This window comes from Acinetobacter sp. F-1 (genome assembly GCF_022869025.1).
Classification (GTDB): domain Bacteria; phylum Pseudomonadota; class Gammaproteobacteria; order Pseudomonadales; family Moraxellaceae; genus Acinetobacter; species Acinetobacter pseudolwoffii.
Window position 1 is genome coordinate 73,845 of sequence record NZ_JAJKFX010000008.1, and the last position, 14,285, is coordinate 88,129.

The window sequence follows — 14,285 nt, forward strand, 5'->3', positions numbered from 1 at the left end:
AATATCAGTGATATGTAAGCGTCCGCTGAATCCCATGCCTATTTTTTAATTTTGGTCGGATTTCCAGCGGTGTGGCAGTAATTCTTCTATTTGGGTGACTTTATGCGTCGGCAGCCTTTTCAGCACATCACTTAAATAGGCATACGGATCCAGTCCATTCAGCTTTGCTGACTGGATTAAAGTCATGATATTGGCAGCTCGTTGGCCGCTGCGCAGCGAGCCAGCAAACAGCCAGTTCTTACGTCCCAACGCCCAGGGGCGCATCTGATTTTCAATCCCTTGCGCAGCAATGCTGCTCATATCTATAGGCAAATTGCCATCATCCAGATAGCGGCAGAGTGCCTGCCAACGTTTTAGGCTGTAATTGATCGCCTTGGCAGTTGGAGAACTCGATGGCACCGCCAGATAATGTTGGTTGAGCCATTCATACAGTTGTTGCATCACCGGTTGGCTATGCTGTTGCCGGTATTCGCGGCGATGTTCTGCTGTACCATCGGTCTTTTTCCTGAGTTCTGCTTCTATGGCATACAGTTTCTGAATCAGCACTAATGCCTGTTCAGCGATCTGACTTTTCCCGGTCACATGCAGTTCATGGAATTTACGACGTGCATGTGCCATGCAGCCCACCTCAATGACCTGGCCTGATTTAAAGCGTGCTTTATAACCACTGTAATCATCACAGACCAGATGGCCCTGCCAGCCATTCAGGAACGCTTCAGCATGCTGACCTGAACGGCTATCCTGAAAGTCATAGATCACCGCTTGAACTGGATTGTACTGTGTGGTGGCATAGGCCCAGACATAACCTTTCTTCGGTTTTTTCTCATTCTCACCCATCCGCATGATGGTGACCGGCGTTTCATCGGCATGGATCACCCGCTGTTGCAACACCACCTGTTTTAAGGCATTGGCCAGAGGTTCCAGTTCCACCCCACAGCGGCCAATCCAGTCAGATAACGTTGATCTGGACAGATCAACACCTGCGCGTAGAAAGATTTGACGTTGACGGTACAAAGGCAAATGATCGGCATACTTTGACACCAGCACATGGCTAAGCAATTCAGGTGAAGCAATGCCTTTATCAATCACATAGGCTGGCATCGCTTGCTGAGTCAGAGTGTCACACTGATCACAGACCCATTTACCACGCACATGCTGTTCCTTATAGAACTGTGCCGGTCTGAAATTCAGTTTTTCACTGATATCTTCGCCGATACGACGTAACTGGCAGCCACAACTGCATTGGGTTGATGCAGGTTCATGCTCAATACGGAGGGTGTGTAGATGATCTGGCAGCAGTCGACGTTTAGGTTTGTTGACTGTGGCTTTCTGTGTCGCTGCATCAGTTTTATCTGCATTCAGCCGTTCCAGTTCCAGATCAACGGCTGCGATATCCTCTTCGACTGCTTCGTCCCATAGATGGATTTGTTTTGCGGTGAGATGTTCGTTTTTACTGCCGAATTTATGCTTTTTAAACAGAGCCAGTTCATGCTCGTATTTTTGAGTGAGAATAGAGAGATGTTGGTTGCATGCTTCCAGATGTTGAACTTTGCCATCTAATTGTTGATTGGTGACTTCCAGATGTTGAACTTTGGCATCTAATTGCTGATTTGATTGTGCCAAAGACTGATGCTGCATCGCCAATTGCCGGGTAAATTCCAGCAGTTGCTCATGGGTCAGTTGGTTTAAATCAGGCAGCGTTTTCATGACCGCAGTATGCCTGAGGTCATGAAGAGAATGAAATAGAACGTTTGGAGAATAGCAGAATGTACGAGCCTGGTTTAGAGCATCGTCACCACCTGCTGTCGTCCAATTCTCTGCCAGGGTAAACCCTGGATCAGTGCCTGCAACTGCTCTGGGCTGAGGGCTACGGTTTCACCCTGGTGAATCTGAGCCCAGTGAAATTTACCCTGTTCCAGCCGCCGGGCACACAGCCAGATGCCCAATCCATCATGCACCAGCACTTTCATGCGATGGCCACGCTTATTACAGAACAGGTAGGCGCAATGCAGTTTGATCGAGCCAAAGGCTCTCAGCACCTGAGCCATGGCAGTATCCATACCCGCACGCATGTCCATCGGCTGGGTAGAGAGCCAGATTTCATCGATATGGATCATGTTGCAAGTGCCTTGAGTAATTCTGCTAAAGCAGATATTTCTGATACTTGCCATTTCAAGCCAATTTCTGCTTTTGAGTGGGGTAAAGTAATTTGAACCGTTAACATGTCAGTAGGAGTAGGATCTAATGGTGCAGAGCAAGATAAGGCAATAAATGCAGGTTTATTCGGTAGTGGTGAGCGATCATTCCCTGGCTTACCATCAATTAAGCGAATCCATTTGGATACAAGATTTGTATTCAATCCATGTTGCAAAGCGACCGAAGCAATTGAAACGTTCGGTGCTTTAAGGCAAAGGATTTCTTTCTTTGCTTCGAGAGGTTCATGTTCATCAGGGTTGTTACGTCGTAAAGGCTGTACGGCCTTATTTGTCTCGGAGAGTGGTGGCAGTCCAAACAACAAACCCCATGACCATAACTTATGGGGCTTGTTGGCTATTTTGCTGCGTATTGTGTGGCTTTTTGTGATTAAGCCTTACATCGCTTCACGTTGTGCTTCATCTTCCAAATAGTTTTCTAAAGAATCATCTAGCGCATATAACCATGGCGTGTGATGTGGCTTAGCCATTTTTCCAGTCATTACTGAGCGATAGACTTTATCTCTAAAGCCCATAATGTTTTCTTTTTTATGCTTTTTCCATTGCATGAAAATATCATGCACTGCATCAATATTGAATGATGGATAGTCCGTCTGCGCAATCAGGCGTTTGATGTAGTCACCTTGGAAGCGGGCAGATTGTTCATCGTTCAATAGGCGCTGCTCTTTTTGATGTAAGGTCTGCGTATGGCTCTGCATTTCTGCCGTGCTTGGTAAAGCAATTTTGCCCAAAATCACATCACGGACAAACCATGCTTGCGCATCGAACATATTGAAGGTGTACCATTGATCTTGCATGCCCAAGTAGAACAAGCGAGGATTCTTTTCCCACACCACACCCTGATATAAACCCTGCGGATAAAGGCAGTTATGTGTTCTGAGGCGTAGGTTATCTTCAATAAATGGGAAGTGGTGCAAATAGCCTGTGCATAAAATAATGGCATCAATTTTGGCAGATGTTCCATCACTAAAATAAGCAGTATTTTCATCTACACGCAGTAATTGTGGCTTTTCAGACCAGTTTTTAGGCCATTTAAAGCCCATGGCTTTACTACGATAGCAACTGTAAATTTGCTTAGCACCGTATTTATAACATTGCGAACCAATGTCTTCGGCAGAGTAGCTGCTGCCCACCAATAACACAGACTTGCCTTTAAATTCCAGCGCATCACGGAAGTCGTGTGCGTGTAAAATGCGACCATGGAATTGATCAAAGCCTTCATAAACAGGAACGCGTGGGGTAGAGAAGTGTCCAGATGCAACGACAACATAATCAAATTGTTCTGAATAATGCTGTTGTTGTGCATAATCTTCGACATCTACCGTGAATTTTTGCGTTGTTTCATCATAGGCAATATGCTGAACGGCACTATTGAAACGAACTAAATCTTTGACCTGTGCTTTTTCTGCACGGCCTTTGATGTAATCCCACAGTACTGCACGTGGTGGATATGAAGCGATTGGTTTTTTGAAATGTTCATCAAAAGTATAATCGGCAAATTCTAGCGCTTCTTTGGGGCCATTTGACCATAAATAGCGGTACATACTGCCGTGGACAGGTTCCCCATGTTCATCTATACCAGTGCGCCAAGTATAGTTCCATAGCCCGCCCCAATCATTTTGTTTTTCGAAACATACAATTTCAGGAACTTGTAGACCTTTGGCCTTTGCTGACTGAAACGCTCTTAATTGGGCCATGCCACTTGGGCCAGCACCAATAATTGCAATTCGATCCATTGCTATCTCCATTAGTTTTGAGTTCTTAATTACCTCTCCAATTTTGAGTGTCACAATTTAGGATTTGAAATATAAGCATTATAAAGATAAGCAAATACAATCCTAAATTGAGCGATTAAAAATCTGTTCAAAATAGGATGTGAATTAAAAAAAAGAAAAAATAATAAAATGTGCTAAAGACAGTAAAAATTACCTAAGCAATTCATCTTTATAAAAAATACATTTTTTAAGAAAGCTGATCTTATCATAATTTCTGATTAATTGTGGCTTTGCTTAGTTATAAAAGTGAATTTAAAGTCATTCCATTAATATTTAAAATTTTATCATTTAGTATATATTCTTGATTCTTATTAGGTTTTTCCTATAGATTCTAAAGAGAATTTTTTTAGATTTTTTCTTAAAATTTGTTTGAATTGAAGTGGTGGTGTTTCAAAAAGTATGCTGGGATTAAATGCAGCCATTATTGATGTGGAAGAAGGTTAAATCGAAAGCCTTAAAGTGGTTTTCTAACTTTTTCGAAAAATTACAGCTTCTCCTAAATCCACGCCTGAGCCGATGCCTGATTCTGCAATTATTACCTTCAATACCTACAGTAAAGAACTTACCAATCGATTGCTTATAATTTTAAAAGCAGTGACAAAACTGTCCCATAAATTACTCGAAATTCGCCTCCGACAAACCCGGTACGGTTCACCTAACTTTTTCAACTAACTACAAATGTGTCGCACTTGGGATTTGAATCTGCGTCGATAAAAATCATCTGCTGCCACAGAGAATCTATAAATAATAGTGCGTAAGTCCCAATAGATTAAAAAATGCTCAATTTTGGAATTTCCCCAAAGTTATCAGCTCTTCCAGGGCGAAAACTATCCCCAATTGCTGTGGATAAAATTTAGGCTATTTTGTACGCTTTATAGATCACCCGGATACCGCCACTTTTACCATTATTGCCTTGAGCACAAGGTGCTTTACGAATTCCACCACCATTTTTTGATTCAATCGCCCTGATCAGGCTATACCAAGAGATCTTGCTGGAGCTGACGATACCTTTCATCACTCACAAGCTCTTTGATTTGCTTGGTAAAAATACTGTTTTCAATAAATAAAATAGGTTTAAGTACGTCAATGGCGTATAAGAATTTTAGCAGTTTTAGAACAAAAAAAACGAGAGCTGTGAACTCTCGTTTCGCATAAGCAGAGGCTTACAAATATAAATATGAGCTATAAAAAAACCCGCATAATAGCGAGCAGGTTCTGATATTTGATCCAGACTATGGATTTTATAGAAATTATATTTCTAGATGATTTTGAATATTTTTCCACTTAAAGTACTTTGAAAAAGCATTTCAAAACTAGGTCGAATATCTTCACCATCGACGGTGATATGTTTTATATTCGAATGAGATTGGGTGGTGGCAAAATCATGATCCACAGTAGCTTGAATAGCGTATTTAACGCCAAACTGGTCTTTGATGCTGAGAGTCTGTTTAAACATATATATCCCCTTAAAAAAAATTGCAGTGGAAAGTCCACATAAACCATTGATGTTTATTATTTTTATTGATACACAACTTTATCATTTAATTTAAATAGCTGATTTAGAGAAGTGTAAAATGTACGACCATCCAAATTTAAATCAACCTCGATTCCAGATTCCAGTAGAACTCTTTTACCGACTTCAATTTGTTTTAAACCTTGACGTGTATTTTGCATTTTATGTAGAGGAATTAATGAAACAATAATTTCAGTACCATTTTTAGATTTTGCAATTAAATCATTTATTTTTAACAACTTATATCCTATTTTTTAGAAATTTTTTCAATTTTGAAAACATTTTAAAGTATAAAAAAAGCACTAATGAGTGCTTTTTATTACTGCTTATTATTACTTAGATAGCAACAATATTTACAGCATTCGGTCCTTTTTGACCTTGAGCTACACTGAATTCAACTTGCTGGCCTTCAAATAAGGTCTTGAAACCTGAATTCGCGATTTCGCTGAAATGAGCAAAAACGTCTGGACCTGATTCTTGTTGAATGAAACCAAAACCTTTAGTTTCGTTAAACCACTTAACAGTACCTTTAACAACATTTGAGTTTGACATAATATATCCTACTAATTTTTAATAATTTTTTAGTCATTTTATTGACTGATTAATAACTTTGAAATAATAAAGAAGCGACTTAAAATCTGAAAAAACGAAGGATTATGACTAAAACTGCGATACTTAAAGAAGATTTACCGGAACAAGACTTTTTTCTAGTTAACTTAACTATACACTAAAAATAGTAAAAATCAAGTTTTCTTATATGTATATTTATTAAACTAATAAAATAAGATTAAATTAATTAAAAAATTCAGTAAAATCATATTTTTATTGTAAATGTAACAATATAAGGTAATATGTAGAGTTGAGTTAGATTGATAAATAATGAATGCGATTATATAGTTCTGTAATAACAATATTGATGTTTTTAATTTCGGGAATGATGATTTTTTCCCATATGCAAGTCATAGATAAACCGCCAAATTTTATAGCTTTAAATACTGATAATTAGCAGTATGTGATAAAAAACCGCCTGTTAGGTTAATGCCAGTCAGTTAAGGAAATTTAGATTAAAAATAAATCTAAATTTCCTTATTTTTGAATTTTAATTGATCTAATTTTATGTGTTATTGAACATAATTTTAGTTCTGAAATTCTTAACTGATCAGCATTAGCCTGTTAGGTAGTTTTTTACTTTTGAAGAAATAATAAATATCTTTTATTTAACATAAACCCTCATATACAAAATTCGGGTGTCAGCCCCAAATAGAAATGTCCGGTTGCTCCAAAGTAAAAATTTCCGCTTTTAGAATACGCACTTTTGTGAGTGTCGAAGCGGACGGTTTGAATTACAGCAGATTGATGGATTCCTCGCTCCAAGCGCCTAAAATGAGCCAATGTCTGGCTGCCCTGCTTGATCGAGCAATTGAATCGTCAATTTATTCAGTCCTTAAGGATTGTAGAGGGTGGTTCAATGAGCTGGGTACCATTCTTGTGAGCAAATGCCTCATCCATTTTCTGCGCAACAGCACTGGGTTCACCATGTTTCGCAATATATTCAGCCCTTCTTTGCATAAACTCCGCTTCTCTTTGTTGAGCTCGCTGTATTGATTCATCAGGCTGTTGCCGTGGTTGTGTCGTCTTATAATTATAGAAGCCGACACCACAAACCAGGACAATCAAAAAAGCGATTTGTTTTTTAACAACTTTATTCACTTGCTCTCATCTCTATCAAATACCATCGCTTTTCCAGGCAGCAAAATTTCACCCTATTTAAAAAAATGGCTCAGTTATTTTATTCATCAATCTATTGATATTGTTAAATATTTATAAAGAGCCATTTCATCATCTTAAAATACGACTACCTTCAATCCACACCCAAAGCTTTAAATACCGCATCCACAGGATCCGCATAGAAGTTGGTCTGGAAGTTGATAAACAGTTCCACAGGAATCATTGGGATATCTGCCGCACTACTCATTGGCAAAGCAACCTTCTTGGCACCCGCATCAAAAGCCACCTGAAGACACTCAGCAATACTTTCCACCGGTGTCACAGAACCACCCAAGCTCATATCACCCAGTACCACCATCTGACTTTGTACCGATCGTCCTAACAGGCCAGAAGCAAAAGCCACTAAACTTGGCAGAGCAAGATGGCTGAGCGGGCCGGTATTCTGTAATTCCACCACATGTAAGTGGAAGTCATGTTCCAGCACCTTACTGCCACCCGAGATCCGGGATGCATTGGCCTTGAAGTAGTCAAATGCAATTTTGTCCTGCTCCTTGGCACTACTTGAATTCCATAAGCCTGATGTCGCCAGCTTTCCTGAACCTTTGGTGACTTGAAGTTCTAAGCGGTATAACCTCGGCATGCCTTTATTACTGAGCCCGATGGTATATAAGAAACCTGGCTTGGCTGGACCTTCGGGAATCAGTCCACCACCACCCTGCTCTTTTACCGATACAAAATGTTCTTCTAAGGTATCATTATCGATATAGCTGAAATGAACATCATAGAATTCCATGCCACCAATTTTCTTCAGCGGCTCTTTGATACGACGGCGCACCTGCAACGCATATTCCAGACACTGGCGTACATCTTCTTTATTAAACTGACCGTGTGGGTAGAGTAGCTTCATCAATCCGGAAACCGTCTTGCGAACGGCGATCACATCACGCTGATTCAGGTTGTTACCGAGTTTGAAGTACTTCTCAATGGAATCTGCAAAGCTACGCTTGCGCATTTCCCGGAAGAATTCAGCCAGATAATCAACGATCAATCCATAACGGTTGGTGAAAAACTCCGGGCGCATCTTCGGAATTTCCCAGCCGGGGATATAAGCATGAAAACGATCGAAGAATGCTGAATCGATCATGGCTTCAGGGAAAGGTGCCAACAGATGGCTGGTTTTGCCCAGAGATTCAACGCTTTGGTTGATATTCCCCACAAAAACCATCGAAGCTGAGGCTTCCATCTGTTCCCGGCTACGGGCAAAAGATCCTGAGGCCATGTAGTCTTTCATGATCTGTACGCCATCTTTGTCCTTTTGAATGCACGATTACGACCTAAGTGTTTGAAGGGTGGATTGAACACGATTTATTACCAAAATTAAAGAAAAAAAGTGTTTTAATTATGGATAATGCTTCTTTTCATAAAGGTCAAAAATTACAAGAACTCCTGAAAAAAGTAGGTCATTATTTAGTTTGGTTACCCCAATATAGTCCTGATTTAAATCCAATCGAAAAAATGTGGTCTAGAGTGAAATCTGTTCGAAATAAATTTAGAGTTGCAGATAGTGATAAATTATTTAAAGATCACTGTGGTGATTTATTTAGTATTTAGCTATATCAACTAAAATACACAGCGAACTGGTTTTGCAAATGGGGGAAATATGGGCTTTAGATTTCACAAGAGTATTAAACTGCTACCCGGATTAAAAATTAATCTGACGCATAAGGGCATCAGCAGTGCGAGCATTGGCAAACCCGGTGCTTCTCTAAATATTGGTAAAAAAGGCACTCGAACCAGCGTGGGCATTCCAGGAACAGGACTCTCTTATTCCAAACATCACCCCTATACAAATAGCCCGAATACCCCACAGAATACATCTCAGCAACCACCACGATTGCATCGCCCAAGTATGGAGACATCCAGATCAACTGTCTGGCTTTGGATCGCTTTTGGGGTGTTGTGTTTTATTGTCGGTGCAATGATTTTTTAGCGGACAGTATTTCGTAGCTTAAGTTAAAAATAAGAATGATTAGCTAATTCTTTCTAAACAATTTAGAATAAAAATCACACAGCTTTGGATGGTCATACAAGACGTGCATCTACCAGATATCCAATATTTTTTATTAGCTTATCCGATTTGTTTAAGTCTGATAGGTGCTGTTTTTATTGCTACGCATCTAGGCTTTCAAGCGCCTAAATATTTATTCTGGATGGGCTTGGCTTGCATTTTTCCATCCATAGGATTAGCCGCACAGACACTGATGAGTAATGCTCAACTGAGGCTGACCGCGCCATGGCTGGCACTTTTTTATTTAGGTGGTGCTTGGGCCGTTGCCCATGGCATGCTGTTAAAAGCCAATTCAAAATCAAATATATTTGTAGCAAGCACTTTGATTGTAGTGGGTATGGGGTCACTGTTATATTTTACCCATGTCGATGAACAGTTGTGGCCCCGCATCGTCACCATTAATATTATGATTTTATGCTTGGAAGCTTTAGCACTTCCAAAAATCTATGTTTTATTTAAAAAAACCTACGCCTTAGAAATGCTTTTATGTGCGAGTTATTTTCTCTTATTTGCTTATGGGGTGCTTAGAACCTCAATTGTCATTATATATTTTCAAAATGTGCAAAACGTCGCCTTGGCAACAACAACATGGTGGATGACCATGATTGCTGTCAATCTGTTCCTCAGCCTGTGGTTTGCAATTATAGTTTCAGCGGTAGCGGTAAAAGAACGGTTTGATATCATTAACGAAGAAAGGTTGAGAGATTCTTTAACCAAGCTGTATAACCGCAATGGTTTTTTAGAAAAAACCAAAGATTTGTTTAATGAATTGCAGCACGGTGAAGTCTATCTGGTGATGTGTGACCTTGATAGTTTTAAGGAGATCAATGATACCTGGGGGCATGTGGTCGGGGACAACATCCTATTGGAAATTGCAAATCTATTAAAATCCAACATTCGGCAAGGTGATATTGCCGGCAGATTTGGCGGAGAAGAATTTATTGTATTATTGCAAAGTGCAGATCAAGAATCTTCTTTTGTTTTGCTGGAACGCTTACGTAAAAAGATTGAAGGGCACCTTTTTGTTCATCAGATTCGAGTGACTGCAAGTTTTGGGGCCGCCAAAATAGATGCAGAGTCCCAGTTAATGAGTGCTTTAGAAACCGCAGATCAACGTTTATACCAAGCTAAAAATAATGGCCGAAACAGAGTGTGTTTTAACTAACCTAAGTAGACTCCACTTTACTTATTTTCAGATAGCAACCAATCGAGAGCACTCATTTTTACAATACCATTATAATTCGCTTCAGTCCCTATCGTGTCTAAGGTAAGCAAATACTTGGGATACGAATCAGAAATTTTCTGTAATGGACGTAACTCTCGGCTGAGTGTCTCCTCATTGAGCGTTTCTAATGCCACCTGATAATAAGTTAAATTCTGTAAAGTATCGACAGCAACAAAATCAATTTCATATTCATCAACCCGCCCTACATAGACCGTATAACCTCGTCTGACAAGCTCAAGATAAATCACATTTTCTAAGATATGACCTTGATCAGCATTAGCATCAGGCAACATAATCCGGCGCAATCCGACATCAACTAAATAGTATTTTTCAGAGGATTGTAATAACTCACGCCCGCGTACTTTAAATTGTGCGGCACTATAAAATAACAAACTGTCCTGTAAGCCCTGAATATAGCGTTTTACTGTTTCAAATGAAATTTTAACCCCACTTGAAACAAAGGTATTTTTAATTTTATTGATGGAAATAGGTGAGCCTGTCACGCTTGCCAAATATCTTGCGACACGCTCGAGAGAGTTAATATCGGCAGTATTCAAACGGGGAATAACATCTTTAAACATTACACTGGCATAGACCGCTTGCAAGTAATCATAAGTTTCCTGCTGGCTAGTCATGGCAAGCGTATAAGGGAAACTACTGTGCGTATACATGGCATACAAATCACGATTGGATAATTGTTGGATGATCGGATTATTTTCAATATGCCACTGTTTAAATTCTTGGAATGACAGAGGTAGAACATGTTGCTCGATATAGCGTCCTGTAAGTAAAGTCGCAAGTTCTCCACTTAGAAAGAATGCATTTGAGCCTGTAATATATAAATCGATATAATCCCGAACATATAAAGAGTCGACTACTTTCTCAAAATTTGTAACATGTTGTATTTCATCTAAAAACACATAGTTTTTTTTACTTTTATCAACTTTGGACAATACATAATCATGTAGTTTACGGTAATCGGTGAGTTCTTCAAATTCCATAAATTCGAAGTTGATGGCAATGATGTTTTCGGCTTGTACACCCTGTGCTTTTAGGTCTTGTTGAAACATCGCCAATAAGGTGGATTTTCCAGAGCGACGCACACCTGAAAGTACTTTAATGACATCACGGTCTTGCCATGTATTCAGAAATTTTAAGTAACCATCACGTCGAATATTAGTTTTTCTCATTGTTTCCACTTAAACTCTAAAGTTTTAATTAATTCTATCAAAGTTTAGATACTAAGTTAAAATATATTTAATTAAAAGGAAAGTTTCTAGTTCATGTGAAATATTTAAAATTCTAAACTGCTGTTATAGCAGTTTAGAGACGCTAATCACGACAAGCTCCAAGATACCAGGTCTACTCTTTAGACGAAATTTGATAGGTTTTCATCGATGAGATAATCCAAATTCTGTCTTTTTGATTATTTTCTATGTCATGTTATGTCATTGCTGCTACGACTTATTTGTCATATAAATTGAGTGAAAAGTAAATGGAATTACTATGTTAACTAGAGTGGAACTCATTTTTGTGGTGCTGATGGTGTCAGGCTTAATCTTGATTGCTTATGAAATGCTAAAAGGTTTATTCTAGGGCATCTACACATGATTTTTGATCAAAAAAAATGCCCAGAGAAGGATCAATGGGCAAAACTAAGGACCTTGACGGTCATTCAGAAACTACAGCTAGCTTCTAGCTATGATTCTGCACTTAATTAAAAAAAGCTACACTGGCTGAATATATCAAAAGTTAAATCATGTGATTTATCATTAATTAACACACTTGAGAAAATGAGTTCATCACTCTGCTGATTAATACAGTAATTCACCAAACAAATCCGCTCTAATCTCTTCCAGGCTCAGATCTGATTTCATTCTATTACAGAGTGGATGAACCAGCAGACCATTCTCTAGCACCCCTTGGCCACCTGCGGCTTTGGCAATCCGATGATCCGATTCAGTAGAATCGAGATAGATTAATCCATCACAAATGGGGCAAAAGTTATGATTACCCACCAGAAAATTGTGCTTAAGCAAATTTTTGGTTAATGCTGAAAAGGCCTTGGGCTTTGATCGAGAGATCGGGCTAATCGATTCAACATATCCGACTACATGCTCTACAACCCCATCATCATAATTACCCAAAAATCTTTCAGAATAAAACTCATTAAAGTTGATGTACTTGAAAGCCTTTGACATCGACAAAATAAAGGTGTTCAGGCATTCTTCATCTTCAAAATCGACATCCATTTCCAGGCTTAAACAGATAAAGGCTTTATAAACGATTTGTAGCCGATCATAGCCTTTAATCCCACTGCCGAACTTACCGACCGTTTCAGTGGTCGCCACTGGAAAATTGGCAATCAAGAACTCAATACTACGGCGGACACGTGTAAACTCTTTAAAGCTAATGGTTCGATGGTGAATCTGCATCAGGCTTTCATGAATTTCAAACACAATAGCAAACCATGCCAGAAAGGAAGTAATCTGAAAACGCTGGTCCTTATAAAAATATAAGAACGGATGTAAGCCCAAACTCGGAACCCCAGTATTTTTTACAGGAGTGGCCATTCTGCAAAGGACCGTAAACAGATGTGACATGATCTTTTCAACGCGTTCACCCTGATTCAGGCTCATGATATTATGAATCTGATCACCCGCGATGATATTCATGAGCTCATTGACCAAGCCAATTTTTTTGCCATGACTCATTTCAGTATCTAATAATATGGTAGAGAAAAGCAGCTGATGGATCTTCTCCCCCAACTCGATCAGCGAATTTAAACGTGTATATTGAAGCTCTTCTAAATTGGATTTATTGTCATTGATATAACAACAGGCATAGATCGCATAATATGCATCACTTCCCCGACTTCTTAGATGATATTCCTCATATTTATCTAGGCGTTTAGTATCTGAATTAATCGATTGGAATACGCGTCTTGCGTCTTCTGGAGTACCAAGCACTTGCCGGAAACTGATTTTAATATCGTCTAATTTATATTTTTGTTCTGCAAATTTAGGATCAATACAAATTTTTTGGAAGTCAGCTAGATCTCCTAAATGATTTCGCAGGTCACGAATATCTTCTTTTTGTTGATCGCTAAAATTAGGCGCTTGAGTGGCTTGTTCATCTGCAAAATATCTCTTGACCCAAGCATAAATACTCGAAAGACGATGCGCCCCATCGATAATATAGATGTTGCCGTGTATATCTTTCCAATACAAGATACACAAATTGATATTTTGATCTTCTGTACAATTCTCAATAAAGTTTGCAATTTCCTGCACACTCCAACATTCAGTAGAACGCTGGTTATCCGCTTTAAATAAACATTTGATGATGGCATGCTTTTCAAAATCAGTCAGTGCCACTTCAAAATTATCACGCTGCATTGAAGGCGACATTTCTTCTGGCAACATGACTTTACGCTGAATGATATTCGTCAGTAATCGAGTTTGGCCCATTTTTTGTTTTCTCCAGGCAGCACTTTCCTATATTCGCTAAAGCACGAAATTTGAAAGTGCATATAGTTCAATTTAGTTAAAGCGATGAATTAAATGACCGTCAATATCCGGTCAGCGCTAACAAAAGAAACCTAAGAGAAATGGGTACTTTTAAGATGATATTTTTCATATTGTAATCTCGTTGATCAATGTGAAATTTGCCAACATCTTTTCCACGAGATGGTGGCAAACCAAATAGGGGTGGAAATACCGCTCAACGAAACGGCCAGTCATAGACTGCCCTACTTGGCCTG

Annotated in this window: 13 protein-coding genes and 3 pseudogenes; 3 read left to right on the plus strand and 13 right to left on the minus strand. The window is 39.1% G+C overall.

Annotation, left to right across the window (positions count from 1 at the left end; genetic code table 11):
• Positions 1 to 45 precede the first annotated feature (45 nt).
• The 11 genes and pseudogenes from LOZ91_RS09150 to LOZ91_RS09200 form a co-directional block, all read right to left on the minus strand.
• Positions 46 to 1,707 (minus strand): IS66 family transposase, encoded by a 1,662-nt coding sequence (locus LOZ91_RS09150; RefSeq protein ID WP_244783074.1) that lies wholly within the window; start codon positions 1,705 to 1,707, stop codon positions 46 to 48.
• 74 nt (positions 1,708 to 1,781) lie between these two features.
• Positions 1,782 to 2,171, minus strand: coding sequence for an IS66 family insertion sequence element accessory protein TnpB (gene tnpB, locus LOZ91_RS09155; RefSeq protein ID WP_100329899.1), 390 nt, complete (start codon positions 2,169 to 2,171; stop codon positions 1,782 to 1,784).
• Positions 2,114 to 2,518, minus strand: coding sequence for an IS66 family insertion sequence element accessory protein TnpB (locus tag LOZ91_RS09160; RefSeq protein WP_227523651.1), 405 nt, complete (start codon positions 2,516 to 2,518; stop codon positions 2,114 to 2,116). The genes tnpB and LOZ91_RS09160 overlap by 58 nt, the downstream gene beginning before the upstream one ends.
• A 72-nt stretch (positions 2,519 to 2,590) precedes the next feature.
• Complete coding sequence (locus tag LOZ91_RS09165) at positions 2,591 to 3,949, minus strand: NAD(P)/FAD-dependent oxidoreductase (RefSeq protein ID WP_074382685.1); 1,359 nt, start codon at positions 3,947 to 3,949, stop codon at positions 2,591 to 2,593.
• Positions 3,950 to 4,396: 447 nt separating this feature from the next.
• Positions 4,397 to 4,617: pseudogene (locus LOZ91_RS09170) on the minus strand (IS1 family transposase); the annotation flags it as partial.
• Between the two features lie 245 nt (positions 4,618 to 4,862).
• Positions 4,863 to 5,058, minus strand: a pseudogene (locus tag LOZ91_RS09175) (hypothetical protein); the annotation flags it as partial.
• A gap of 188 nt (positions 5,059 to 5,246) precedes the next feature.
• Positions 5,247 to 5,444 (minus strand): hypothetical protein, encoded by a 198-nt coding sequence (locus tag LOZ91_RS09180; protein ID WP_074382686.1) that lies wholly within the window; start codon positions 5,442 to 5,444, stop codon positions 5,247 to 5,249.
• Between the two features lie 62 nt (positions 5,445 to 5,506).
• Entirely contained in the window at positions 5,507 to 5,740 is a 234-nt protein-coding gene (locus LOZ91_RS09185; protein ID WP_005093624.1) for a hypothetical protein, read from the minus strand.
• A 97-nt stretch (positions 5,741 to 5,837) separates the two neighbouring features.
• Entirely contained in the window at positions 5,838 to 6,053 is a 216-nt protein-coding gene (locus LOZ91_RS09190) for a cold-shock protein (protein WP_005093626.1), read from the minus strand.
• A gap of 885 nt (positions 6,054 to 6,938) precedes the next feature.
• Positions 6,939 to 7,211, minus strand: coding sequence for a hypothetical protein (locus LOZ91_RS09195; protein WP_005093629.1), 273 nt, complete (start codon positions 7,209 to 7,211; stop codon positions 6,939 to 6,941).
• 151 nt (positions 7,212 to 7,362) lie between these two features.
• A pseudogene (locus LOZ91_RS09200) lies at positions 7,363 to 8,544 on the minus strand (BREX system Lon protease-like protein BrxL); the annotation flags it as partial.
• Positions 8,545 to 8,567: 23 nt separating this feature from the next.
• Here LOZ91_RS09200 and LOZ91_RS09205 point away from each other — a divergent pair.
• The 3 genes from LOZ91_RS09205 to LOZ91_RS09215 all read left to right on the plus strand — a co-directional run bounded on the left by LOZ91_RS09205 (position 8,568) and on the right by LOZ91_RS09215 (position 10,462).
• A complete protein-coding gene (locus LOZ91_RS09205) occupies positions 8,568 to 8,840 on the plus strand; it encodes a transposase (protein WP_159138990.1) in 273 nt (90 codons plus the stop codon).
• A gap of 49 nt (positions 8,841 to 8,889) precedes the next feature.
• Complete coding sequence (locus tag LOZ91_RS09210; RefSeq protein ID WP_100329896.1) at positions 8,890 to 9,219, plus strand: DUF4236 domain-containing protein; 330 nt, start codon at positions 8,890 to 8,892, stop codon at positions 9,217 to 9,219.
• A gap of 103 nt (positions 9,220 to 9,322) precedes the next feature.
• Positions 9,323 to 10,462, plus strand: coding sequence for a GGDEF domain-containing protein (locus tag LOZ91_RS09215; RefSeq protein WP_244783075.1), 1,140 nt, complete (start codon positions 9,323 to 9,325; stop codon positions 10,460 to 10,462).
• A 17-nt stretch (positions 10,463 to 10,479) separates the two neighbouring features.
• Here the strand turns inward: LOZ91_RS09215 and LOZ91_RS09220 are convergent, their stop codons facing one another.
• Positions 10,480 to 11,712 carry an ATP-binding protein gene (locus tag LOZ91_RS09220; RefSeq protein ID WP_244783076.1) on the minus strand — a complete coding sequence of 411 codons (1,233 nt, stop codon included), beginning with the start codon at positions 11,710 to 11,712 and terminating at the stop codon, positions 10,480 to 10,482.
• Between the two features lie 624 nt (positions 11,713 to 12,336).
• A complete protein-coding gene (locus tag LOZ91_RS09225) occupies positions 12,337 to 13,992 on the minus strand; it encodes an HNH endonuclease signature motif containing protein (RefSeq protein WP_244783077.1) in 1,656 nt (551 codons plus the stop codon).
• Between the last annotated feature and the right edge of the window lie 293 nt (positions 13,993 to 14,285).

Excerpts from the sequence above, each read along its gene's own strand:
- tnpB (WP_100329899.1), bottom strand. The coding sequence starts at position 2,171 with ATGGCAAGTATCAGAAATATCTGCTTTAGCAGAATTACTCAAGGCACT.
- LOZ91_RS09210 (WP_100329896.1), top strand. The coding sequence starts at position 8,890 with ATGGGCTTTAGATTTCACAAGAGTATTAAACTGCTACCCGGATTAAAA.
- LOZ91_RS09180 (WP_074382686.1), bottom strand. The coding sequence starts at position 5,444 with ATGTTTAAACAGACTCTCAGCATCAAAGACCAGTTTGGCGTTAAATAC.
- LOZ91_RS09150 (WP_244783074.1), bottom strand. The coding sequence starts at position 1,707 with ATGAAAACGCTGCCTGATTTAAACCAACTGACCCATGAGCAACTGCTG.
- LOZ91_RS09190 (WP_005093626.1), bottom strand. The coding sequence starts at position 6,053 with ATGTCAAACTCAAATGTTGTTAAAGGTACTGTTAAGTGGTTTAACGAA.
- LOZ91_RS09225 (WP_244783077.1), bottom strand. The coding sequence starts at position 13,992 with ATGGGCCAAACTCGATTACTGACGAATATCATTCAGCGTAAAGTCATG.
- LOZ91_RS09165 (WP_074382685.1), bottom strand. The coding sequence starts at position 3,949 with ATGGATCGAATTGCAATTATTGGTGCTGGCCCAAGTGGCATGGCCCAA.
- LOZ91_RS09220 (WP_244783076.1), bottom strand. The coding sequence starts at position 11,712 with ATGAGAAAAACTAATATTCGACGTGATGGTTACTTAAAATTTCTGAAT.